Origin of the sequence: Pseudomonas sp. MIL9, assembly GCF_016887925.1 — a bacterium.
Classification (GTDB): domain Bacteria; phylum Pseudomonadota; class Gammaproteobacteria; order Pseudomonadales; family Pseudomonadaceae; genus Aquipseudomonas; species Aquipseudomonas mohnii.
This window is the reverse complement of the sequence record NZ_JAFEHE010000014.1, coordinates 17,507-36,890: the sequence shown is the minus strand read 5'-3', so window position 1 is coordinate 36,890 and position 19,384 is coordinate 17,507. Positions and strand designations below refer to the sequence as shown.

The following is a 19,384-nucleotide window of genomic DNA, read 5'->3' as shown; positions in this document are numbered from 1 at the left end:
CACCACAGAATGTAAAAAGTAGGAGCTCTACATGTTCACCACGCGTCGTTTGATTATTGTTGCTACAGCCGTGGCGCTGTTGTCCGGTTGTGCCTCGCCCAACCCGTACGACAACCAGGGGCAGGCGGATGGTGGCTCCACGGGTATGAGCAAAACCGCCAAATACGGTGGTCTCGGCGCTCTGGCAGGTGCTGTGGCGGGTGCGGCCATCAACCACGATAACCGTGGTAAAGGGGCATTGATCGGCGCGGCTCTGGGCGGTGCCTCCGCTGCCGGTTATGGCTACTACGCCGACCAGCAGGAGAAAAAACTGCGGGCCAGCATGGCCAACACCGGTGTTGAAGTGCAGCGCCAGGGCGATCAGATCAAGCTGATCATGCCGGGTAACATCACGTTCGCCACCGATTCGGCGAACATCGCCCCGAGCTTCTACCAGCCACTGAACAACCTGGCCGGCTCGCTGAAAGAGTTCAACCAGAACCAGATCGAGATCGTCGGTTATACCGATAGCACCGGCAGCCGTCAGCACAACATGGACCTGTCCCAGCGTCGTGCGCAGAGTGTGGCGACCTACCTGACGTCGCAAGGCGTGAGCGGTGCCAACCTGAGCGCCCGTGGCGCCGGGCCGGATAACCCGATTGCCAGCAACGGCGACGTCAATGGCCGTGCACAGAACCGCCGTGTCGAGGTCAACCTCAAGGCGATTCCGGGTCAGCAGTATGGCGGCCAGCAACAAGGCACCGTCCAGCAATACCCTTGATCGCCTGACTGAACCCCAGGTGTGAAAGAGCCGCCCGATCCTTAAAAGATCGGGCGGTTTTTTTTTGTCGTTGATTCCGGCCCCATCGCGAGCAGGGTCGCTCCCACAATTGATCTTCAATCGACACAGATCCTGTGATCGAAGACGAGCCCTGTGGGAGCGAGCCTGCTCGCGATGGGGGCAGACCGGGCAAAGAAGCGTTCAACAACAAAAAAAGCCCTCGGACAATCACTCGTCCGAGGGCTTTTTCACGTCTGGGACCTGATTACTTCTTCAGGCCGTAATGCTCGTCGAGCATGCCCGGTGCGTTCGGGGCTTTAGGCGCGTAGTCACGCGGTGGTTCCTGATTGCGCGGCGGCGTCAGGCGTTCCCGTGGAGCCTGCGCCGCGTCGGCGTGCAGGGAGGCCAGCAGGCGTTGGCGGGTCTGCTCGTCCAAGGCCAGGCGGTTGGCGCCTTCGGCGAGATGATCCTGCACTTCCTGGTAGCTCTGAGTCAGTTTCTTGACCAGTGTTGCAGTGCTGTTGAAGTGGGTCACCACCTCATTCTGATAACTGTCGAAACGTTCCTGAATATCGTCCAGCTGACGTTGCGTGCTGCTAGGCGCGGCATTCGGCGCAAGGCGAGCGATCAGGAATCCAATGGCGACACCCACAACCAGGGCAAGAGTCGGCAACAACCAAACTAAGAGCGAGTGTTCCACGAGTCCTTCCTCTATAAACGGCTTTGCTTTACGTTAACGGCTCGAACCTGCGCTGTATACCGCGATTCACTCGCAATAGACAGCTACAGACAATTTGCTAGACGAGTCGACCCGATTCGAGGTCACGGAGTTCCTTCCTTGCTTATGCGTGAAACCCCTGTAGTGATTGATGGCCCGGTCGGTCAACTGGAAGCACTTTACCTGGATAACGAGCAGCCGCGCGGCCTGGCGCTGATCTGCCATCCGAACCCGGTGCAGGGCGGCACCATGCTCAACAAAGTGGTCTCGACCCTGCAGCGCACCGCGCGCGATGCCGGTTTGATTACCCTGCGTTTCAATTACCGTGGCGTCGGTGCCAGCGAAGGCACCCACGACATGGGCACCGGTGAAGTCGATGATGCCCAGGCCGTGGCCAACTGGTTTCGAGCCAAACACCCGGACTTGCCGCTCAACCTGTTCGGTTTCTCCTTCGGCGGTTTTGTCGCCGCCAGTCTCGGTGGGCGCCTCGAAGCGCAGGGCGAACAGCTCAAACACCTGTTCATGGTCGCACCGGCGGTCATGCGTCTGGGCGATCAGCACTCGTTGCCTCAGCACGGCGAACTGACCCTGATCCAGCCGGAAACCGACGAAGTCATCGATCCGCAGCTCGTTTACCAATGGTCCGACAAGCTCGAACGTCCCCATGAGCTGCTGAAAGTGGCAGAATGCGGACACTTTTTTCATGGCAAGCTGACCGATCTCAAGGATCTGATCCTGCCGCGTCTTTCGAAATGATTGCAGTCTGACAAGCGATTACCCATGACGACTCGTACCCGTATCCTCACCGGCATCACCACCACCGGCACGCCGCACCTGGGCAACTACGCCGGCGCCATCCGTCCGGCGATCGTCGCCAGCCGTGACAGCAATGCCGATTCGTTCTACTTCCTGGCGGACTACCACGCCCTGATCAAATGCGATGACCCGCTGCGCATCCAGCGCTCGCGTCTGGAAATCGCCGCGACCTGGCTGGCCGGTGGCCTGGATGTGAACCGCGTGACTTTCTACCGCCAGTCCGACATCCCGGAAATCCCTGAATTGACCTGGCTGCTGACCTGCGTTGCCGCCAAGGGCCTGCTCAACCGTGCCCACGCCTACAAGGCATCGGTGGACAAGAACGTCGAGGCCGGCGAAGACCCGGACGCCGGCATCACCATGGGCCTGTACAGCTACCCGGTGCTGATGGCGGCGGACATTCTGATGTTCAACGCGCACAAGGTGCCGGTCGGTCGCGACCAGATCCAGCACGTGGAAATGGCCCGGGATATCGGTCAGCGCTTCAATCACTTGTTCGGCCAGGGCAAAGAGTTCTTCACCATGCCCGAGGCACTGATCGAGGAAAGCGTTGCCACGCTGCCAGGCCTCGACGGTCGCAAGATGTCGAAAAGCTACGACAACACCATTCCGTTGTTCAGCAGCGCCAAAGAGATGAAGGACGCGATTTCGCGGATCGTCACCGACTCCCGCGCGCCGGGCGAGGCAAAAGATCCGGACAATTCGCACTTGTTCACACTGTTCCAGGCGTTCGCCACACCGGCGCAATCCGACGAGTTCCGCAGCGAACTGCTGCAGGGCCTGGGTTGGGGCGAGGCGAAGAACCGTCTGTTCCAGTTGCTGGACAATGAGTTGGGCGAGTCGCGCGAGCGCTATCACCAGTTGATCGAGCGCCCGGCAGACCTGGAAGACATCCTGCAACACGGCGCGAAAAAGGCCCGTGCGGTCGCGACACCGTTCCTCAACGAGCTGCGTGAGGCGGTTGGCCTGCGTTCGTTCGTTGCCCAAACCCAGGTTGCAGCGACCACCAGGAAAAAGGCGGCAAAAGCTGCACGTTTTGTCAGCTTCCGCGAAGACGACGGCAGTTTCCGCTTCCGTCTGCTGGCGGCCGATGGCGAGCAACTGCTGCTGTCGCGCAACTTCGCTGACGGTAAAGCCGCAGGCCAGGTGACCAAGCAGCTGCAGTCGGGTCAGTCGCTGGACGTGCGAAATGAAGACTTGAGCTTCAGCGTCTGGCTGGAAGGCGAGTGTGTCGCCCATAGCCCGGCCTTCGCTGACAGCGCTGCGCGCGATGCTGCAATCGAAGCATTGCGGATCGCTCTGACGCCGGTTCAGGAATAATCAACGGCACGGCCCGACCAAGGGCTGATTGCCATTCCCACGGGCCATCGCTACAGTGACGGCCCGTTTTTGTTGCCTTGCTAACGAATTATGACGCCCCTAGAACGATATCAAGCTGATCTGAAACGCCCGGAATTCTTCCATGACGCTGCGCAGGAAACGGCTGTGCGTCATTTGCAGCGCCTCTACGACGATCTGGTCGCGGCCGAGCAGAACAAGCCGGGCCTGCTGGGCAAACTGTTTGGCAAGAAGGATCAGGCCCCGGTCAAAGGCCTGTACTTCTGGGGCGGCGTGGGTCGCGGCAAGACTTACCTGGTCGACACCTTCTTCGAGGCGCTGCCGTTCAAGGAAAAGGCCCGAACTCACTTCCACCGCTTCATGAAGCGCGTGCACGAAGAGATGAAGACCCTGGCCGGCGAGAAAAACCCGCTGACCATCATCGCCAAGCGTTTCGCCGCCGAAGCCCGGGTGATCTGCTTCGATGAATTCTTCGTTTCCGACATCACTGACGCCATGATCCTCGGCACCCTGATGGAGGAGCTGTTCAAGAACGGCGTGACCCTGGTCGCGACCTCGAATATCGTGCCGGACGGCCTGTACAAGGACGGCTTGCAGCGCGCGCGCTTCCTGCCGGCCATTGCGCTGATCAAGCAGAACACCGAAATCGTCAACGTCGACAGCGGCGTCGATTACCGTCTGCGCCACCTCGAACAAGCGGAGCTGTTCCACTATCCGCTCGACGAAGCGTCCAACGAAAGCCTGCGCAAAAGCTTCCGTGCGCTGACGCCAGAGTGCACGGCAGCGATCGAGAATGACGTGTTGATGATCGAAAACCGCGAAATCCTTGCCCTGCGCACCTGCGATGACGTGGCCTGGTTCGACTTCCGGGAGCTGTGCGACGGCCCGCGCAGCCAGAACGACTACATCGAACTGGGCAAGATCTTCCACGCTGTGTTGCTCAGCGGTGTCGAGCAGATGAGCGTCACCACCGACGACATCGCCCGACGCTTCATCAACATGGTCGACGAGTTCTACGACCGTAACGTGAAGCTGATCATTTCTGCCGAAGTCGAGCTCAAGGATCTCTACACCGGCGGTCGCCTGAACTTTGAGTTTCAGCGTACTCTCAGCCGTCTGCTGGAAATGCAATCCCACGAATTCCTGTCGCGTCCGCACAAGCCGTAGGATATTTCGGAATACAAAAAGGGCCTGCACATGCAGGCCCTTTTTTATGCCTTTTGACTCGGCACAAACCCTGTGGGAGTGAGCGTTGGCTTGACGTTCAGGTCTATGCTGCCTGCTGAAACTGCTGCCGATACTGGTTCGGCGACAGGTCCGTGTGCTGGCGGAACAGGCGTGCGAAGAAGCTCGCATCGTCGTAGCCGACTTCGTAGCTGATGGTCTTGATGCTCTTGCGGCTGGCGGACAGCAGGCCCTTGGCGGTTTCGATGCGCAGGCGTTGCAGGTAGTGCAGGGGCTTGTCGCCGGTGGCGGTCTGGAAGCGGCGCATGAAGTTGCGGATGCTCATGCCGTGTTCGCGGGCGACGTCTTCGAAGCGGAACTTGTCGGCAAAGTGTTCTTCGAGCCAATGCTGGATCTGCAGGATGATCACGTCTTGATGCAGCTTTTGTCCGCCAAAGCCGATGCGACCCGGTGAGTAGCTGCGCTGGACTTCATAAAGAATGTCTCGTGCCACGGCCTGGGACACATTGGCGCCGCAGAAACGCTCGATCAGATAGATATAGAGATCACACGCCGATGTGGTGCCGCCGGCGCAGTACAGGTTGTCGGCGTCGGTCAGGTGTTTGTCCTGGTTGAGCTGGACCTGCGGGAAGCGTTCGGCGAAGGCATTGAAGAAGCGCCAGTAGGTGGTCGCTTCCTTGCCGTTGAGCAGTCCGGCCTCGGCCAGCCAGAACACGCCGGTCGCTTCGCCGCAGAGCACCGCGCCACGGGCGTGTTGCTGGCGCAGCCAGGGCAGGACCTGTGGGTATCGTTTGCTCAGGGTGTCGAAATCGTCCCAGAAGGCAGGAATGACAATGATGTCGGCATTTTCCAGGCCGCCGTCTACCGGGATCTTCACGTCACTGAACGTGTTGACCGGCTGGCCGTCGGGGCTGACCAGGCGTGTTTCGAACGCCGGTGTCAGGCCGTGGCCCAGCTGTTTGCCGTAGCGCAGGCTGGCAAGGTGGAAGAAATCCTTGGCTTGCATGAGGGTGGAAGCGAAAACCCGGTCGATGGCCAGGATGCTGACGCGCCGCAAGGGCGTGGAGGCTTGGTTAGACATAATTCAACTTTATTCTTATAGGGGAAAGTGGTCACCAGACGGCTGGATCGTCTTATTTTTTGTCGGATGTGTCCAGTGTCCTGTATCGGACGCGGGGCTTAGTCTCTGAAGGTTCATTCCTGCCCAATACCAAGAAAGGTGCCGCATGATTCCCAGAACCTTGTTCAGTTCCGAGCACGAACTTTTTCGTGACAGTGTGCGAACGTTCCTCGAAAAAGAGGCCGTGCCGTTCCACGGACAATGGGAAAAACAGGGCTACATCGACCGTCAACTCTGGAACAAGGCAGGGGAGGCGGGAATGTTGTGCTCGCATCTGCCGGAGGAATACGGCGGGTTAGGCGCAGACTTTCTCTACAGTGCGGTGGTGATCGAAGAGGTCGGTCGCCTGGGGTTGACCGGTATCGGTTTTTCCCTGCATTCGGACATCGTGGCGCCCTACATCCTGCATTACGGCAGTGAAACGCTGAAACACAAATACCTGCCGAAACTGGTTTCCGGGGAGCTGGTCACCGCCATTGCCATGACCGAACCTGGCGCCGGTTCCGACCTCCAGGGCGTCAAGACCACGGCGGTGCTGGACGGCGACGAATACGTGATCAACGGCTCGAAGACTTTTATCACCAATGGCTTTCTCGCCGATCTGGTGATTGTCGTCGCCAAGACCGATCCCAAGGCTGGCGCGAAAGGCACCAGCCTGTTCTTGGTAGAAGCCAATACGCCTGGCTTTGAAAAGGGCAAGCGCCTGGAAAAGGTCGGCATGAAGGCCCAGGACACCTCGGAATTGTTTTTCCAGGACGTGCGGGTGCCCAAGGAAAACCTGCTGGGCCAGGCCGGGATGGGGTTTGCGTACCTGATGCAGGAATTGCCCCAGGAGCGCCTCACCGTGGCCATCGGCGGGCTCGCTTCGGCCGAAGCGGCACTGCAATGGACGCTGGAGTACACCCGCGAGCGCAAGGCGTTTGGCAAGGCGATTGCGGACTTCCAGAACACCCGCTTCAAGCTGGCGGAGATGGCGACAGAAATCCAGATCGGTCGGGTTTTTGTGGATCGCTGCCTGGAGTTGCATCTGCAAGGCAAGCTCGACGTGCCAACCGCTGCGATGGCCAAGTACTGGGGCACTGACCTGCAATGCAAGGTCCTCGACGAGTGCGTGCAGTTGCATGGCGGTTACGGCTTCATGTGGGAATACCCGATCGCCCGGGCATGGGCGGATGCGCGGGTGCAGCGGATCTATGCCGGGACCAATGAAATCATGAAGGAGATTATTGCCAGATCGCTTTGATCGGCGTTGGCAGGGTGGACGCTATCGCGGGCAAGCGCTCCCACAGGATCAATGACGCCGGTGGGATGGGCTTGCCCGTGATGGGTTCTACGATTCGATCAAGGCGCAGGGTTCGGGTGATCCTTGTGGATCGCTTCGATCCCTTCCAGCACTTCCTCCGGCAGCTTCAGATCGAAACTGGCGATGTTGCTCTCCAGTTGCTCCATGGTGGTCGCGCCAATGATGTTGCTGGTCACGAACGGCTGCTGCGTCACGAACGCCAGGGCCATTTGTGCCGGGTCCAGGCCGTGTTCGCGAGCCAGTGCCACATACCGGCTGCACGCGGCTTCCGACTGCGGGTTGAAATAGCGGCTGAAGCGGCTGTAGAGGCTCAAGCGACCTTTTGGTGGGCGCGCACCTCTTTCGTACTTGCCCGACAGGAACCCGAACGCCAGCGGTGAATAGGCGAGCAGGCCGCACTGTTCACGAATGGCGATCTCCGCCAGGCCGACCTCGAAGCTGCGATTGAGCAGGTTGTAAGGGTTCTGGATCGAGACCGCGCGTGGCCAGCCTCGTGCTTCGGCCAGGGCGAGGAAGCGCATGGTGCCCCAGGGTGTCTCGTTGGACAGGCCGATGTGGCGGATCTTGCCGGCCTTGACCTGCTCGTCCAGTGCTTCGAGGGTGTCTTCCAGGGGCGTCAGGTTGGCTTCGATTTTGTGCTTGTAGCCCAATTGACCGAAGAAATTGGTGCTGCGCTCCGGCCAGTGCAGCTGGTACAGGTCGATGTAATCGGTCTGCAGGCGTTTCAGGCTGGCATCCACGGCTTCGGTGATGTGCTGTCGATTGTGCCGCAGGTTCCTGTCGCGGATGTAATCAATGGTGTTGCCCGGGCCGGCGATCTTGCTGGCCAGGATCCAGTCGGTCCGGTCGCCGCGGCTTTTGAAGTAATTGCCGATATAGCGTTCGGTGGAGGCATAGGTTTCGGCCTTGGGAGGCACCGGATACATTTCGGCGGTGTCGATGAAATTGATCCCGGCACTCTTGGCCCGTTCAATCTGCGCGAAGGCTTCAGCCTCGCTGTTTTGCTCGCCCCAGGTCATGGTTCCGAGGCAGATGGCACTCACGTTGAGATTGGTCCGGCCTAGCTGGCGATAGTCCATCGGGTGCTCCTTGGGCAAAACAATCATAAAAGCAGGTTGAATTATTTTTCGCAATCTGCATAATTGCGCACCTCTTTCTGCAGTGGAAGTGATGCGCCGCCGCCGAAGAATCTTGCCGTTGAACGGACGCGCCGACCCGAGCCCCCGAAAGCGTCTGTATCCGGCTGCCTTTGACTTGTCAAAGTACGCACTATTCAGTAAGATCCGCCGTCTAATTTACAGGGCGGCCCCTGAGGCTATAAAGAATGAAAACTTTTACTGCTAAACCGGAAACAGTAAAGCGCGACTGGTTTGTCGTCGACGCTGCTGGTCAGACCCTGGGTCGTCTGGCCACCGAAATCGCGAGCCGTCTGCGTGGCAAGCACAAGCCTGAGTACACTCCTCACGTTGACACCGGCGACTACATCGTCGTAATCAACGCTGAGCAGATCCGTGTTACCGGTGCTAAAACCACTGACAAAATGTACTACTCCCACTCCGGTTTCCCGGGCGGCATCAAGTCGATCAACTTTGAAAAGCTGATCGCCAAAGCCCCTGAGCGCGTGATCGAGACCGCGGTCAAAGGCATGCTGCCTAAGAACCCGCTGGGTCGCGACATGTACCGTAAGCTGAAAGTCTATGCGGGCGCTGCACACCCTCATACTGCTCAGCAGCCCCAAGAACTGAAGATTTAACGGAATAGTTCATTATGTCGGCGACTCAAAATTACGGCACTGGCCGTCGCAAGACCGCAACCGCACGCGTTTTCCTGCGTCCGGGTACTGGTAACATCTCCATCAACAACCGTTCGCTGGATAATTTCTTCGGCCGCGAAACTGCCCGCATGGTAGTTCGTCAGCCGCTGGAATTGACTGAGACTGTCGAGAAGTTCGACATCTACGTCACCGTGATCGGTGGTGGTGTAAGTGGTCAAGCTGGCGCAATCCGCCACGGCATCACTCGCGCTCTGATGGATTACGACGAGACTCTGCGCAGCGCTCTGCGTAAAGCCGGCTTCGTAACCCGCGATGCACGTGAAGTTGAACGTAAGAAAGTTGGTCTGCGTAAAGCGCGTAAGCGTCCGCAGTACTCGAAGCGTTAATTCGCTTCCACGTTCAAAAAAGAACGCCCAGTTTCCTCGCGGAGCTGGGCGTTTTTTTATGCGTGCGATTTATCAAAGAATTGCTCTGTGACAACTTGCCACACGCGCAGAGCCCCTATACTACAAGGCTTGGGAGTGGTGCCCTCAGGTAATTACCTTGTCAGAATTGGGGGTTTTCATTACCATTCGGCAAAATTTTTATAAGTACAGAGTTTTACTTAGTAGATGCCTGATTTAACAGGCCACAAAGCTGATGGGAGAGGACTGAATGAGCAATGACGGCGTGAATGCAGGCCGGCGTCGCTTCTTGGTAGCAGCCACATCCGTGGTGGGTGCTGCAGGAGCGGTGGGGGCTGCGGTCCCGTTCGTGGGGTCATGGTTTCCCAGTGCCAAGGCGAAAGCCGCAGGTGCACCGGTGAAAGTGAATGTCAGCAAAATCGAGCCAGGCCAGCAGATGATTGCTGAGTGGCGCGGTCAGCCGGTATTCATCGTCCGCCGTACGCAGGAAATCCTGGGGAATCTGAAGAAGATCGAGGGCCAGTTGTCTGACCCTACCTCCAAGAACTCGACTCAACCGACCTATGTCGATCCGGAAACCCGTTCGATCAAACCTGAGGTTCTGCTGCTGATTGGTATCTGCACGCACCTCGGTTGCTCGCCGACTTTCCGTCCGGAAGTCGCTCCCGCAGATCTTGGCAAAGACTGGGTAGGTGGTTATTTCTGCCCATGCCACGGCTCCCACTACGACCTGGCTGGCCGCGTCTACAAGTCGCAACCCGCGCCTTTGAACCTGCCAGTTCCCCCGCATTCCTATGAGACCGATGACATCATTGTCGTTGGCGTCGATACGGAGAAAGCGTGATGAGCAAGTTCATGGATTGGGTTGATGCGCGCTTTCCCGCGACCAAGATGTGGGAAGACCATCTCAGCAAGTACTACGCCCCGAAAAACTTCAACTTCTTCTATTTCTTTGGCTCCCTGGCCCTGCTCGTTCTGGTCAACCAGATCGTTACCGGTGTCTGGCTGACCATGAGCTACACCCCGTCTGCGGAAGAGGCGTTTGCTTCCGTCGAATACATCATGCGCGACGTCGAGTACGGCTCGATCCTGCGTCTGCTGCACTCCACCGGCGCTTCGGCGTTCTTCATCGTGGTCTATCTGCACATGTTCCGTGGCTTGCTCTACGGTTCGTACCAGAAGCCGCGTGAGCTGGTGTGGGTCTTCGGCATGCTGATTTACCTGGCGCTGATGGCTGAGGCCTTCATGGGTTACCTGCTGCCATGGGGTCAGATGTCCTACTGGGGTGCCCAGGTGATCATCTCGCTGTTCGGTGCGATCCCGGTCATCGGTAACGACCTGACCCAGTGGATCCGCGGTGACTACCTGATTTCGGGTATTACGCTGAACCGCTTCTTCGCCTTGCACGTGGTTGCCTTGCCGATCGTTATTCTCGGCCTGGTGGTGCTGCACGTTCTGGCATTGCACGAAGTCGGTTCGAACAACCCGGACGGCGTGGACATCAAGAAGCACAAGGACGAAAACGGCGTACCGCTGGACGGCATTGCCTTCCACCCGTACTACACCGTGAAAGATATCGTCGGCGTGGTGGTGTTCCTCTTCATCTTCTGTTCGATCGTGTTCTTCTTCCCGGAAATGGGTGGTTACTTCCTCGAGAAGCCGAACTTTGAGCCAGCGAACGCTTTCAAGACGCCTGCGCATATTGCTCCGGTTTGGTATTTCACTCCGTTCTACGCGATCCTTCGGGCTGTTCCTGACAAGCTCCTGGGTGTAATCGCGATGGGGGCGGCCATTGCTGTGCTGTTCGTCCTGCCCTGGCTGGACCGTAGTCCGGTCAAGTCGATGCGCTACAAGGGCTGGCTGAGCAAGATCTGGCTCTGGGTGTTCTGCATCGCGTTCGTGATCCTGGGTGTTCTGGGTGTTCTGGCTCCAACCCCTGAGCGGACGCTGCTGTCGCAGGTATGTACCTTCCTGTACTTCGCCTACTTCATTCTGATGCCGTTCTACACCAGGCTTGAGAAGACCAAACCGGTTCCGGAAAGGGTGACTGGCTGATGAAAAAGTTATTTGCAGTTTTGATTCTTGCTGCGCTTCCTGTCGTGTCTTTTGCCAACGCTCTTGAGCCTGAGCTCGAAAAGGTTGAGATCGACGTTGGTGACAAAGTCGCGTTGCAAGATGGTGCGCGTACATTCACCAACTATTGCATGGGCTGTCACAGCGCGAAATACCAGCGTTATGAGCGAGTGGCGAATGATCTGGATATCCCTGCGGATCTGATGCAAAGCCATTTGATATTCACTGGCGCCAAGATTGGCGATCACATGAGCATCGGCATGCAGCCAGCGGACGCCAAGACCTGGTTCGGTGCGGCTCCGCCCGACCTGACGCTGGTTGCTCGCGTTCGTGGTACTGACTGGCTCTATGGCTACCTGAAGTCGTTCTACGAAGATCCGGCGCGCCCATGGGGTGTGAATAACAAGGTCTTCCCGAATGTTGGCATGCCAAACGTCCTGGTCGGCCTGCAAGGTCGTCAGGTGGTCGGTTGCAAACAGGTTCAGATCGTCGAAGACGGCAAGAAACAATTTGATCCGCTTACCGGTACGCCGCTGACACATGAGGCGTGCGATCAGCTGACGATTGTGCCGAAAAGTGGTGCTTTGACCGAAGAGCAGTTCGATGAGAAGGTCAAGAATCTGGTAACCTTCCTGGCTTACTCGGCTAACCCGGTTAAGCTGCAACATCAGCGCATCGGTACGTATGTATTGCTGTACCTGGCGTTCTTCTTCGTATTCGCCTACTTGCTCAAGCGCGAATACTGGAAAGATGTGCACTGATAAAGCTTTAAGCAATTGCTGTTAATCGCGCGCGCCCAAGGGCGTCTCTGAAGGTGTAACGAGTCTGGTGATCCAGGCGTTACGGGAGGCGCCCTCTGGGCGCGCTCGTTTTTCCGCTTCCGATAATTTCTACAAGCGAGGAGGATCGCCATGGGCGTGACCAATCGGTTGGCCTGTTACTCCGACCCCGCCGACCACTATTCCCACCGAGTGCGAATCGTACTGGCAGAGAAGGGTGTAAGCGCCGAGATCATTTACGTGGAAGCTGGCCGTCAGCCGCCTAAACTGATCGAAGTGAACCCTTATGGCAGCTTGCCCACCCTGGTCGATCGTGACCTGGCGTTGTGGGAGTCAACGGTGGTGATGGAATACCTGGATGAGCGTTATCCGCACCCGCCACTACTGCCGGTTTATCCGGTGGCGCGTGCCAACAGTCGTTTGCTGATTCATCGTATTCAGCGTGACTGGTGCGGTCTCGTGGATCTGATCCTGGATTCGCGGACCAAAGAGGCCGCTCGCGCCGTAGCACGTAAAGAACTGCGCGAAAGCCTGACCGGCGTGTCGCCGTTGTTTGCCGACAAGCCGTTTTTCCTCAGCGAGGAACAAAGCCTGGTGGATTGCTGCCTATTGCCAATACTCTGGCGATTGCCGATTCTGGGTATAGAACTGCCGCGGCCAGCCAAGCCGCTGCTTGATTACATGGAGCGCCAGTTTGCGCGTGAGGCTTTCCAGGCGAGTCTGTCTGGTGTCGAACGCGATATGCGCTAAGGCTTAAGGAGCCGCTATGAACTCCAGTCGACCTTATCTGGTCCGCGCGCTCTATGAGTGGATTGTGGACAACGATTGCACCCCGCACATGCTGGTCAATTCCGAGTATCCGTCGGTGCAGGTGCCGCAGGGTTTTGCCAGTGATGGACAAATTGTCCTGAATGTATCGCCGCAAGCCGTGCGTCATTTGCACATGGATAACGAAGCGGTCAGTTTCGAGGGGCGCTTCGGCGGTGTACCACACACGCTGTACGTGCCTATCGCATCAATCCTGGGTATCTATGCCCGGGAGAATGGCCAGGGTATGGTGTTCGATCTGGAGTCGCCCATGGAAGACGATGAGGGGCTCGAGCCGGATGACGATATTCCGCCACCCGACAGTGAGCCGCCGCGTCCCAGCGGTCGACCTAGTTTGAAAGTGGTGAAATAAAAAAAAGGGTGATCCGCAAGGATCACCCTTTTTATTTCAGCGCCTTCAAACGATGCAGGAGCGCTCCTGCAGGTCTTAATCGATGTATTCGAACAGCTTGACGATCTTCTGCACGCCAGAAACGCCTTGCACCAAATTGGTCGCCTGAGCGGCTTCCTGTTTGGTCAGAAGGCCCAGCAGGTAAACGATGCCGTTCTCGGTGACAACCTTGATGCGCGAGCCGGGGATGTTCGGGTCGGTGAGCATCTGGGTCTTGATCTTGGAGGTCAGCCAGGTGTCGTTCTGCCGGGCAAGGAAGCCGGAGGGTGGCAGGATCTGCAGTTCGTTGTGGACCGTCTTCACGCGCTGAACGGCGGCAGCGGCCTGTTCGGCCTTGGCCTTGAGGTCGGCGCGCGGGGTTTGCCCGGCAAGCAGTACCACGCCGTTGAAGCTGGTGACGACGATATGGGAGTCGTTGTCCAGGGCCGGATCGGCCTTGGCGATGTTCACCCCGACCTTGGTGTCGATCAGGGAGTCGTCGATCTTGCTGCCGAAGGTGCGGGTGCCGCGGTCGTCTTCGATCGGTGCTTCACGGCTGGCATTCACCACAGAGGTGCAGCCGCTGATGCCGAGGCACAGGGTCAGGGCCAGTAGGCCGAGGCGATTAGGGGTCATTCTTCACTCCCGAACAGTTGGCTGTCGATCAAGTCGCATAGGCAATGGATCGTCAGCAGGTGGACTTCCTGGATACGTGCGGTGACGTTGGCCGGTACGCGAATCTCGACGTCCTCGGGCAATAGCAGCGACGCCATGCCGCCGCCATCGCGACCGGTCAATGCTACGACAATCATTTCGCGATCATGTGCGGCCTGGATCGCTTGAATAATGTTTGCCGAGTTGCCACTGGTGGAAATTGCCAGCAAAACGTCACCCGGCTGACCAAGGGCGCGGATCTGTTTGGAGAATATTTCGTTGTAGCTGTAGTCGTTGGCGATCGAGGTGATCGTCGAGCTGTCAGTGGTCAGCGCGATGGCTGGCAGGCTCGGGCGCTCGCGCTCGAAGCGGTTGAGCAGCTCGGACGAAAAGTGCTGGGCGTCGCCGGCAGAGCCGCCGTTGCCGCAGGAAAGCATTTTGCCTTCGTTCAGCAGGGCATTGACCATCACCTGGCTGGCTTGCTCGATGTGCGGTGCAAGTACGTCCATCGCCTGTTGCTTGGTGTCGATACTGGCCTGAAAAAGCTGGCGAATTCGGGATTGCATGTCCATCTGTGTGACCTTAATGAGCGCGGCTGTCCGGCACGAGAATGTGCAGCCCGCAAAACAAAGAGCAAAAATGTTGTCGGGTGTCCGGTTCGGAGCGTAAACGATCAGCCGTCGAAGGCATTCTGCAACCAGTTCAACTGATCGAGTTTACTGTCGATGGCAACCACGTCGAAACGGCAAGGGGAATTGGCCCAGTGCGACTCGCACTGAAGAAAATACTGAGCGGCAAAAATCAGTTTTTGCCGTTTGCGCTCATCGATGCTATCGAGCGCGCCACCCCATTGAGTGTTTTTTCTGTAGCGAACTTCAACGAATACTACTGTATCGCCATCAAGCATGACCAGATCAAGCTCGCCGCGTTTACACAACCAGTTCTGCGCCAGCAGGCGCAGACCTTGTTGTTGAAGATGCTCGAGCGCATGGCGCTCGGCATCCTTACCGCTTTGCTGGCGTGACCTGTCAGGCATCAGCGTGGAGTGTCCGGCAGGCGTTGAACCTGGCCATTGACGAACTGGGCCCATGGCAACTGCCTTACGACGCGCTGGTTCTGCGTCATGCCCAGGCTGCCCGATTGACCTTCGACTCGGCTTTCAGGCAAGGCCTTGAGTTGGCCCAGGCGTGGAGCCAGGCGATAGGCGTCGACGCCCATGGCATACAGGCGCCCCAGGCTGCCGGCTGCCTGTGGCCATTGTGCGGTGACCTGGCGACGCAGTGGATCATTAGCCTCCAACAGCCATGGGGTTTCGCAGAAGCGAATGCCGTTCATGTCGTTGTACTGGTTCACATCGCCGCTGGCACTGAAGACGTGGGAGGTGGCGTAAACCGGAACATCACCCGCGTACTGGAAGTTCAGGGTCGGTTTGATTTGTTGGGCTTGTTGCGGGGTGGCGGCCAGGAAGATGAATTCGATGTCCTGACGGCGGGAAGGTTGGGCGGCAACCTGCGAGCCTATGGTGCTTTGCAGGCTCTTGGCGCGACCTTCGCTCTGACGCAGCTGGAACATGTCGGCAATTTGCTGGGCCAGTTGCACTGGCTGGTCAACGCGTTCGATGGCGACGACGCTGCCGCCATTGGCTTGCCAGTCCTGGCTGAAAGCCTTGAGTACGCGATCGCCCCATTCACCTTTCGGCACCATGATGGCGGCGCGATGCAGGCCGTCGGCGCGAGCGCGGCGCGATACTTCACGTGCCTCGTCTTCCGCTGCAAGACCAAACTGGAACAGTTGGGCCGGACCTTGCTCGCCTTCGCTGTAGTTCAGTGCCAGGGTGGTGATCGGCAGTTGTGGGCGAGTGCTGAGTTGTTTGACCAGTGGCTTTTCCAGTGGGCCGACGACCAGCTGCACGCCATCGGCCTGGGCCTTGCGGTAGAACTCGTCGAGATTGGTCAGGCGCGAACTGTCATAGAACTCGATGGCTGGCGGCTTCTGTCCGGCCTGTTGTGCCTGATAGTGGGCGGCCATGAAACCTTCACGCAGTGCCTTGCCAACCGACGCCAGCGGGCCGTCTTGAGGCAGCAGCAGGGCAATCTTGCTCAAGGGCTGGCTGGCCAGTTGCTTGAGGTTGGTCAATGGCAATGGCAGCTGGATAGCGGCGGGGTGCTTCGGGTTCTGGGCGCGCCAGTTGTCGATCGCGGCCTGCTGCTGTTCCAGGGTGCCGGCCGATTTTACGGCCAGTGCCAGCGCCATCCAGCCGCCGAGGTCATCGGTAGTGTTTGGCTGCAATTGATCGGTTGGCAGCGAAGCGATCAGTGCCCAGATGGCTTCGTGGTTTTTGCGAGCGGCGTCTCCGCTCAGCATCGGCGCGATGAAGATCCGTTCCTTTGCGGCGGCCAGCGTCTGACCATCGGCTTCAAGGGCGCGGGCGTGAACCGTGCCGGTGCGGACCTGTTGCTCGGCAGGCATTTCGCTCAGGCGCTGCAGGCTGGGGTGGCTCAAGGCGCTCAGCGCGGCCTTGGGTTGATTGCGGGTCATGGCCAGTTCCGCCGCCAGGGTACTGGCGAAGATCTGTTGCCCTGGCTTGAGTTGTTCGACCTGAACCTGTTGCAGGATTTGCGCGGACTGGCCGGCATTGCCTTGGTGGTAGGCCAGGTCTGCTGCGCTCAGGCGAAACAGTGCAGCTTCTTCCGGTGTTTTGCTTTGAGCCGCTTTTTCAAGCAGTTGCTCAATACTGGCATCCGGGGTTCGTGGGAGTTCGCCAAGGCTGGAGGAGGGCGAACTGGCGCAAGCGGCCAGCAAGGCAGCGAGGCAGAGGGCAGTGAACAGCCGCAGGCAAGCGATCATGTAAGCGTTCCTGATACTCGATCAAATTAGCGTGGAATTGTACCCAAGCGCTGGCCGGGGCGCGATGTTACTGGCGTGAATCGATCAATTTAGCTCGTACAAATGTTGCGCCATGGCGCAAGAGGCCGCAAAGGTGAGTGTTCCTTGCGCGTATCGCGGGCGTCGCGACGCGTTACAATGGCGACTTTATCGATCATGAGGTGTGCGCTTTGACTGCTCCAGGTGCTTTGAATTCCGCTGCGGGCTCGCTTTATGTGGTGGCGACGCCCATCGGCAACCTGGACGACATCAGTGCGCGTGCGCTGAAGATCCTGCGCGAGGTCGCCCTGATCGCCGCTGAAGACACCCGGCATTCCCAGCGGCTGATGCAACACTTCGGCATCGCGACGCCGCTGGCTGCCTGTCATGAGCACAACGAGCGGGATGAAGGTAGCCGCTTTATTACCCGGCTGCTGGCCGGTGACGATGTGGCGCTGATTTCCGATGCGGGGACGCCGCTGATTTCCGATCCTGGCTATCACCTGGTGCGTCAGGCTCGTGCGGCAGGCATTAACGTAGTGCCAGTGCCGGGCGCCTGTGCATTGATCGCAGCGCTGTCGGCGGCCGGGTTGCCATCGGATCGCTTCATTTTCGAGGGGTTTCTGCCGGCCAAGGCCGTGGGGCGGCGCGCACGCCTCGAGCTCGTCAAGGAGGAACCGCGCACGCTGATTTTCTACGAGGCGCCACACCGTATCCTCGAATGCCTGCAGGACATGGAGCTGGTATTCGGTGGCGAGCGCCCGGCGTTATTGGCGCGTGAACTGACCAAGACCTTTGAAACACTCAAAGGCCTGCCATTGGCCGAGCTGCGTGAGTTCGTTGAGTCGGACAGCAATCAGCAGCGCGGCGAATGCGTAGTGTTGGTGGCGGGGTGGACGGCTCCCGAGAGTGAGGACGCTGTCAGCAGCGAGGCGATGCGCGTGCTCAACCTGTTGCTCGAAGAAATGCCGCTCAAGCGTGCTGCCGCATTGGCTGCGCAAATTACCGGCGAGCGTAAAAATGTTTTGTACCAGGTCGCGCTGGAAAAACAGAAGGGCGAGTAAAACCCGACGCGCAGGCGCGGTAAAAGGCGTTTAGCGCTTGTTCTTCGGGCGCTCTGCCGTTAACCTTCGCGCCGGAGAGTCGATCGGACAGTCGCTGCCCTCTATGAAAATTAGGGGGGGGAGGAAAGTCCGGGCTCCATAGGGCGAAGTGCCAGGTAATGCCTGGGAGGCGTGAGCCTACGGAAAGTGCCACAGAAAATAACCGCCTAAGCGCTTCGGCGCCGGTAAGGGTGAAAAGGTGCGGTAAGAGCGCACCGCACGTCTGGCAACAGTTCGTGGCTAGGTAAACCCCACTTGGAGCAAGACCAAATAGGGTCCCAAGGCGTGGCCCGCGCTGGGACCGGGTAGGTTGCTAAAGATGTCCAGTGATGGCCATCGTAGACGAATGACTGTTCAAGACAGAACCCGGCTTACAGATCGACTCTCCACCTTTTTCTACCCTCCTGCTTAAATCAATGAGCAGGGTGTGGGTGGTGAAATTGTCGTCATGCAGCGTTGTCAGTAGAAGGGGTTGCGTGATATCAATTTGCCTGCCCTGGTGATGAGCGCCTAAACTCGATGCAGCACCGATTTTCCCTCCTCTCAGAATCGTCAGCAGAAGCACTTTCGTAATACCGAAAAAATCTTACTCTTAATAAATTACTTTAACTTCCGAATGCAGCCTTCTGTGCTGATTCAAGTTATCGGGCAGTTTCATCTGCCAAATTCTCGTTACCCCTCCTTTTATGCTCCTAAATCTCAGTTTCGTAAGGGTTTTCCTTTACTCCGCGCCTTGACGGTGTGGTGGGCGCATTCCTATAGTGTGCGCAAGTGGCGGAAAGTGGCATGAAGTGGGTTTTTTGAGCGCAAAACGCTAATATTTGGAGAAACGCTGACGTGTTTCGCGGAGCCAACGCTATCAGTCTCGATGCAAAGGGCCGTCTCGCCATGCCGAGCCGGTACCGTGACGAGCTTGTTTCGCGTAGTTCCGGTCAGTTAATCGTCACAATTGATGCCGTTGATCCGTGCTTGTGTGTTTACCCCCTCGACGAGTGGGAAATTATTGAAACCAAACTGCGCGCACTGCCTTCGCTACGCGAAGAGAACCGCCGCCTGCAACGTTTACTGATTGGTAATGCCGTCGACCTCGAGCTCGATGGCAGTGGTCGATTTCTGGTTCCGCCGCGTCTTCGTGAATATGCCAAGTTGGATAAACGCGCGATGTTGGTAGGCCAGTTGAACAAGTTCCAATTGTGGGATGAGGATGCCTGGGATGCGGTTTCTGCCGCTGATCTGGCTGCTATTCAAGAACCGGGCGCGATGCCTGACGAACTGCGTGATTTGATCCTGTGAC

At 58.1% G+C, this 19,384-nt stretch carries 21 protein-coding genes and 1 other RNA gene; 15 read left to right on the top strand and 7 right to left on the bottom strand.

The annotated features are described in order from the left end of the window. Positions 1–31: 31 nt before the first annotated feature. Entirely contained in the window at positions 32–760 is a 729-nt protein-coding gene (locus tag JQF37_RS16475) for an OmpA family protein (protein WP_130208243.1), read from the top strand. Between the two features lie 265 nt (positions 761–1,025). Here the strand turns inward: JQF37_RS16475 and JQF37_RS16470 are convergent, their stop codons facing one another. Next, entirely contained in the window at positions 1,026–1,460 is a 435-nt protein-coding gene (locus tag JQF37_RS16470; RefSeq protein ID WP_047533043.1) for a DUF1043 family protein, read from the bottom strand. Between the two features lie 144 nt (positions 1,461–1,604). On the opposite strand from JQF37_RS16470, the gene JQF37_RS16465 reads away from it, so the two are divergent. The 3 genes from JQF37_RS16465 to zapE all read left to right on the top strand — a co-directional run bounded on the left by JQF37_RS16465 (position 1,605) and on the right by zapE (position 4,799). Then, the gene (locus tag JQF37_RS16465) at positions 1,605–2,234 is read left to right on the top strand and encodes an alpha/beta fold hydrolase (protein WP_130208379.1); all 630 of its coding nucleotides are present in this window, start codon (positions 1,605–1,607) and stop codon (positions 2,232–2,234) included. Positions 2,235–2,258: 24 nt separating this feature from the next. Continuing rightward, complete coding sequence (locus JQF37_RS16460; protein WP_130208241.1) at positions 2,259–3,614, top strand: tryptophan--tRNA ligase; 1,356 nt, start codon at positions 2,259–2,261, stop codon at positions 3,612–3,614. A 90-nt stretch (positions 3,615–3,704) separates the two neighbouring features. Then, on the top strand, positions 3,705–4,799 hold the full coding sequence (gene zapE, locus JQF37_RS16455) for a cell division protein ZapE (protein WP_130208239.1): 1,095 nt from the start codon (positions 3,705–3,707) through the stop codon (positions 4,797–4,799). A 103-nt stretch (positions 4,800–4,902) separates the two neighbouring features. Here zapE and JQF37_RS16450 read toward each other — a convergent pair whose 3' ends face one another. After that, entirely contained in the window at positions 4,903–5,823 is a 921-nt protein-coding gene (locus JQF37_RS16450; protein ID WP_189340509.1) for a GlxA family transcriptional regulator, read from the bottom strand. Positions 5,824–6,043: 220 nt separating this feature from the next. Here JQF37_RS16450 and JQF37_RS16445 point away from each other — a divergent pair, with 220 nt between their 5' ends. Beyond that, positions 6,044–7,180 carry an acyl-CoA dehydrogenase family protein gene (locus JQF37_RS16445; protein WP_130211263.1) on the top strand — a complete coding sequence of 379 codons (1,137 nt, stop codon included), beginning with the start codon at positions 6,044–6,046 and terminating at the stop codon, positions 7,178–7,180. Positions 7,181–7,278: 98 nt separating this feature from the next. Here JQF37_RS16445 and JQF37_RS16440 read toward each other — a convergent pair whose 3' ends face one another. Further along, the gene (locus JQF37_RS16440; protein WP_130211262.1) at positions 7,279–8,319 is read right to left on the bottom strand and encodes an NADP(H)-dependent aldo-keto reductase; all 1,041 of its coding nucleotides are present in this window, start codon (positions 8,317–8,319) and stop codon (positions 7,279–7,281) included. Positions 8,320–8,564: 245 nt separating this feature from the next. Here JQF37_RS16440 and rplM point away from each other — a divergent pair, with 245 nt between their 5' ends. The 7 genes from rplM to JQF37_RS16405 all read left to right on the top strand — a co-directional run bounded on the left by rplM (position 8,565) and on the right by JQF37_RS16405 (position 13,450). After that, entirely contained in the window at positions 8,565–8,993 is a 429-nt protein-coding gene (rplM, locus tag JQF37_RS16435) for a 50S ribosomal protein L13 (RefSeq protein ID WP_003228062.1), read from the top strand. A 14-nt stretch (positions 8,994–9,007) separates the two neighbouring features. Continuing rightward, positions 9,008–9,400: a 30S ribosomal protein S9 gene (gene rpsI / locus JQF37_RS16430; RefSeq protein ID WP_003228056.1), complete on the top strand. Its 393-nt coding sequence runs from the start codon at positions 9,008–9,010 to the stop codon at positions 9,398–9,400. Between the two features lie 268 nt (positions 9,401–9,668). After that, on the top strand, positions 9,669–10,262 hold the full coding sequence (gene petA / locus JQF37_RS16425; protein ID WP_034149537.1) for a ubiquinol-cytochrome c reductase iron-sulfur subunit: 594 nt from the start codon (positions 9,669–9,671) through the stop codon (positions 10,260–10,262). Then, positions 10,262–11,473: a cytochrome bc complex cytochrome b subunit gene (locus tag JQF37_RS16420; RefSeq protein ID WP_047533006.1), complete on the top strand. Its 1,212-nt coding sequence runs from the start codon at positions 10,262–10,264 to the stop codon at positions 11,471–11,473. Before petA ends, JQF37_RS16420 begins: the two co-directional genes overlap by 1 nt. Further along, positions 11,473–12,252 (top strand): cytochrome c1, encoded by a 780-nt coding sequence (locus JQF37_RS16415; protein ID WP_130211261.1) that lies wholly within the window; start codon positions 11,473–11,475, stop codon positions 12,250–12,252. The genes JQF37_RS16420 and JQF37_RS16415 overlap by 1 nt, the downstream gene beginning before the upstream one ends. Before the next feature lie 150 nt (positions 12,253–12,402). Continuing rightward, positions 12,403–13,020: a glutathione S-transferase N-terminal domain-containing protein gene (locus tag JQF37_RS16410; protein ID WP_007972581.1), complete on the top strand. Its 618-nt coding sequence runs from the start codon at positions 12,403–12,405 to the stop codon at positions 13,018–13,020. Between the two features lie 16 nt (positions 13,021–13,036). Continuing rightward, positions 13,037–13,450, top strand: coding sequence for a ClpXP protease specificity-enhancing factor (locus tag JQF37_RS16405; RefSeq protein WP_047532998.1), 414 nt, complete (start codon positions 13,037–13,039; stop codon positions 13,448–13,450). Between the two features lie 75 nt (positions 13,451–13,525). On the opposite strand, the gene JQF37_RS16400 is transcribed toward JQF37_RS16405, so the two are convergent. The 4 genes from JQF37_RS16400 to JQF37_RS16385 all read right to left on the bottom strand — a co-directional run bounded on the left by JQF37_RS16400 (position 13,526) and on the right by JQF37_RS16385 (position 16,969). After that, entirely contained in the window at positions 13,526–14,104 is a 579-nt protein-coding gene (locus tag JQF37_RS16400) for a BON domain-containing protein (protein ID WP_056853208.1), read from the bottom strand. Continuing rightward, a complete protein-coding gene (locus JQF37_RS16395) occupies positions 14,101–14,694 on the bottom strand; it encodes a phosphoheptose isomerase (RefSeq protein WP_003171862.1) in 594 nt (197 codons plus the stop codon). The genes JQF37_RS16400 and JQF37_RS16395 overlap by 4 nt, the downstream gene beginning before the upstream one ends. A 101-nt stretch (positions 14,695–14,795) precedes the next feature. After that, the gene (locus JQF37_RS16390) at positions 14,796–15,158 is read right to left on the bottom strand and encodes a YraN family protein (protein ID WP_130211266.1); all 363 of its coding nucleotides are present in this window, start codon (positions 15,156–15,158) and stop codon (positions 14,796–14,798) included. Further along, entirely contained in the window at positions 15,158–16,969 is a 1,812-nt protein-coding gene (locus JQF37_RS16385; RefSeq protein WP_130211260.1) for a penicillin-binding protein activator, read from the bottom strand. The genes JQF37_RS16390 and JQF37_RS16385 overlap by 1 nt, the downstream gene beginning before the upstream one ends. A gap of 209 nt (positions 16,970–17,178) precedes the next feature. On the opposite strand from JQF37_RS16385, the gene rsmI reads away from it, so the two are divergent. The 3 genes from rsmI (at position 17,179) to mraZ (ending at position 19,383) form a co-directional block, all read left to right on the top strand. Then, complete coding sequence (gene rsmI / locus JQF37_RS16380; RefSeq protein WP_130211259.1) at positions 17,179–18,051, top strand: 16S rRNA (cytidine(1402)-2'-O)-methyltransferase; 873 nt, start codon at positions 17,179–17,181, stop codon at positions 18,049–18,051. 75 nt (positions 18,052–18,126) lie between these two features. Next, positions 18,127–18,480: RNase P RNA component class A (rnpB, locus tag JQF37_RS16375), an RNA gene on the top strand. A gap of 447 nt (positions 18,481–18,927) precedes the next feature. Beyond that, a complete protein-coding gene (gene mraZ / locus JQF37_RS16370) occupies positions 18,928–19,383 on the top strand; it encodes a division/cell wall cluster transcriptional repressor MraZ (RefSeq protein WP_047532982.1) in 456 nt (151 codons plus the stop codon). Position 19,384 lies beyond the last annotated feature (1 nt).

Excerpts from the sequence above, each read along its gene's own strand:
- JQF37_RS16405 (WP_047532998.1), top strand. The coding sequence starts at position 13,037 with ATGAACTCCAGTCGACCTTATCTGGTCCGCGCGCTCTATGAGTGGATT.
- JQF37_RS16475 (WP_130208243.1), top strand. The coding sequence starts at position 32 with ATGTTCACCACGCGTCGTTTGATTATTGTTGCTACAGCCGTGGCGCTG.
- JQF37_RS16445 (WP_130211263.1), top strand. The coding sequence starts at position 6,044 with ATGATTCCCAGAACCTTGTTCAGTTCCGAGCACGAACTTTTTCGTGAC.
- JQF37_RS16465 (WP_130208379.1), top strand. The coding sequence starts at position 1,605 with ATGCGTGAAACCCCTGTAGTGATTGATGGCCCGGTCGGTCAACTGGAA.
- JQF37_RS16395 (WP_003171862.1), bottom strand. The coding sequence starts at position 14,694 with ATGGACATGCAATCCCGAATTCGCCAGCTTTTTCAGGCCAGTATCGAC.
- petA (WP_034149537.1), top strand. The coding sequence starts at position 9,669 with ATGAGCAATGACGGCGTGAATGCAGGCCGGCGTCGCTTCTTGGTAGCA.
- JQF37_RS16450 (WP_189340509.1), bottom strand. The coding sequence starts at position 5,823 with ATGCAAGCCAAGGATTTCTTCCACCTTGCCAGCCTGCGCTACGGCAAA.
- rplM (WP_003228062.1), top strand. The coding sequence starts at position 8,565 with ATGAAAACTTTTACTGCTAAACCGGAAACAGTAAAGCGCGACTGGTTT.
- zapE (WP_130208239.1), top strand. The coding sequence starts at position 3,705 with ATGACGCCCCTAGAACGATATCAAGCTGATCTGAAACGCCCGGAATTC.
- JQF37_RS16385 (WP_130211260.1), bottom strand. The coding sequence starts at position 16,969 with ATGATCGCTTGCCTGCGGCTGTTCACTGCCCTCTGCCTCGCTGCCTTG.
- JQF37_RS16390 (WP_130211266.1), bottom strand. The coding sequence starts at position 15,158 with ATGCCTGACAGGTCACGCCAGCAAAGCGGTAAGGATGCCGAGCGCCAT.
- JQF37_RS16410 (WP_007972581.1), top strand. The coding sequence starts at position 12,403 with ATGGGCGTGACCAATCGGTTGGCCTGTTACTCCGACCCCGCCGACCAC.
- rpsI (WP_003228056.1), top strand. The coding sequence starts at position 9,008 with ATGTCGGCGACTCAAAATTACGGCACTGGCCGTCGCAAGACCGCAACC.
- JQF37_RS16420 (WP_047533006.1), top strand. The coding sequence starts at position 10,262 with ATGAGCAAGTTCATGGATTGGGTTGATGCGCGCTTTCCCGCGACCAAG.
- JQF37_RS16440 (WP_130211262.1), bottom strand. The coding sequence starts at position 8,319 with ATGGACTATCGCCAGCTAGGCCGGACCAATCTCAACGTGAGTGCCATC.
- JQF37_RS16400 (WP_056853208.1), bottom strand. The coding sequence starts at position 14,104 with ATGACCCCTAATCGCCTCGGCCTACTGGCCCTGACCCTGTGCCTCGGC.
- JQF37_RS16415 (WP_130211261.1), top strand. The coding sequence starts at position 11,473 with ATGAAAAAGTTATTTGCAGTTTTGATTCTTGCTGCGCTTCCTGTCGTG.
- JQF37_RS16460 (WP_130208241.1), top strand. The coding sequence starts at position 2,259 with ATGACGACTCGTACCCGTATCCTCACCGGCATCACCACCACCGGCACG.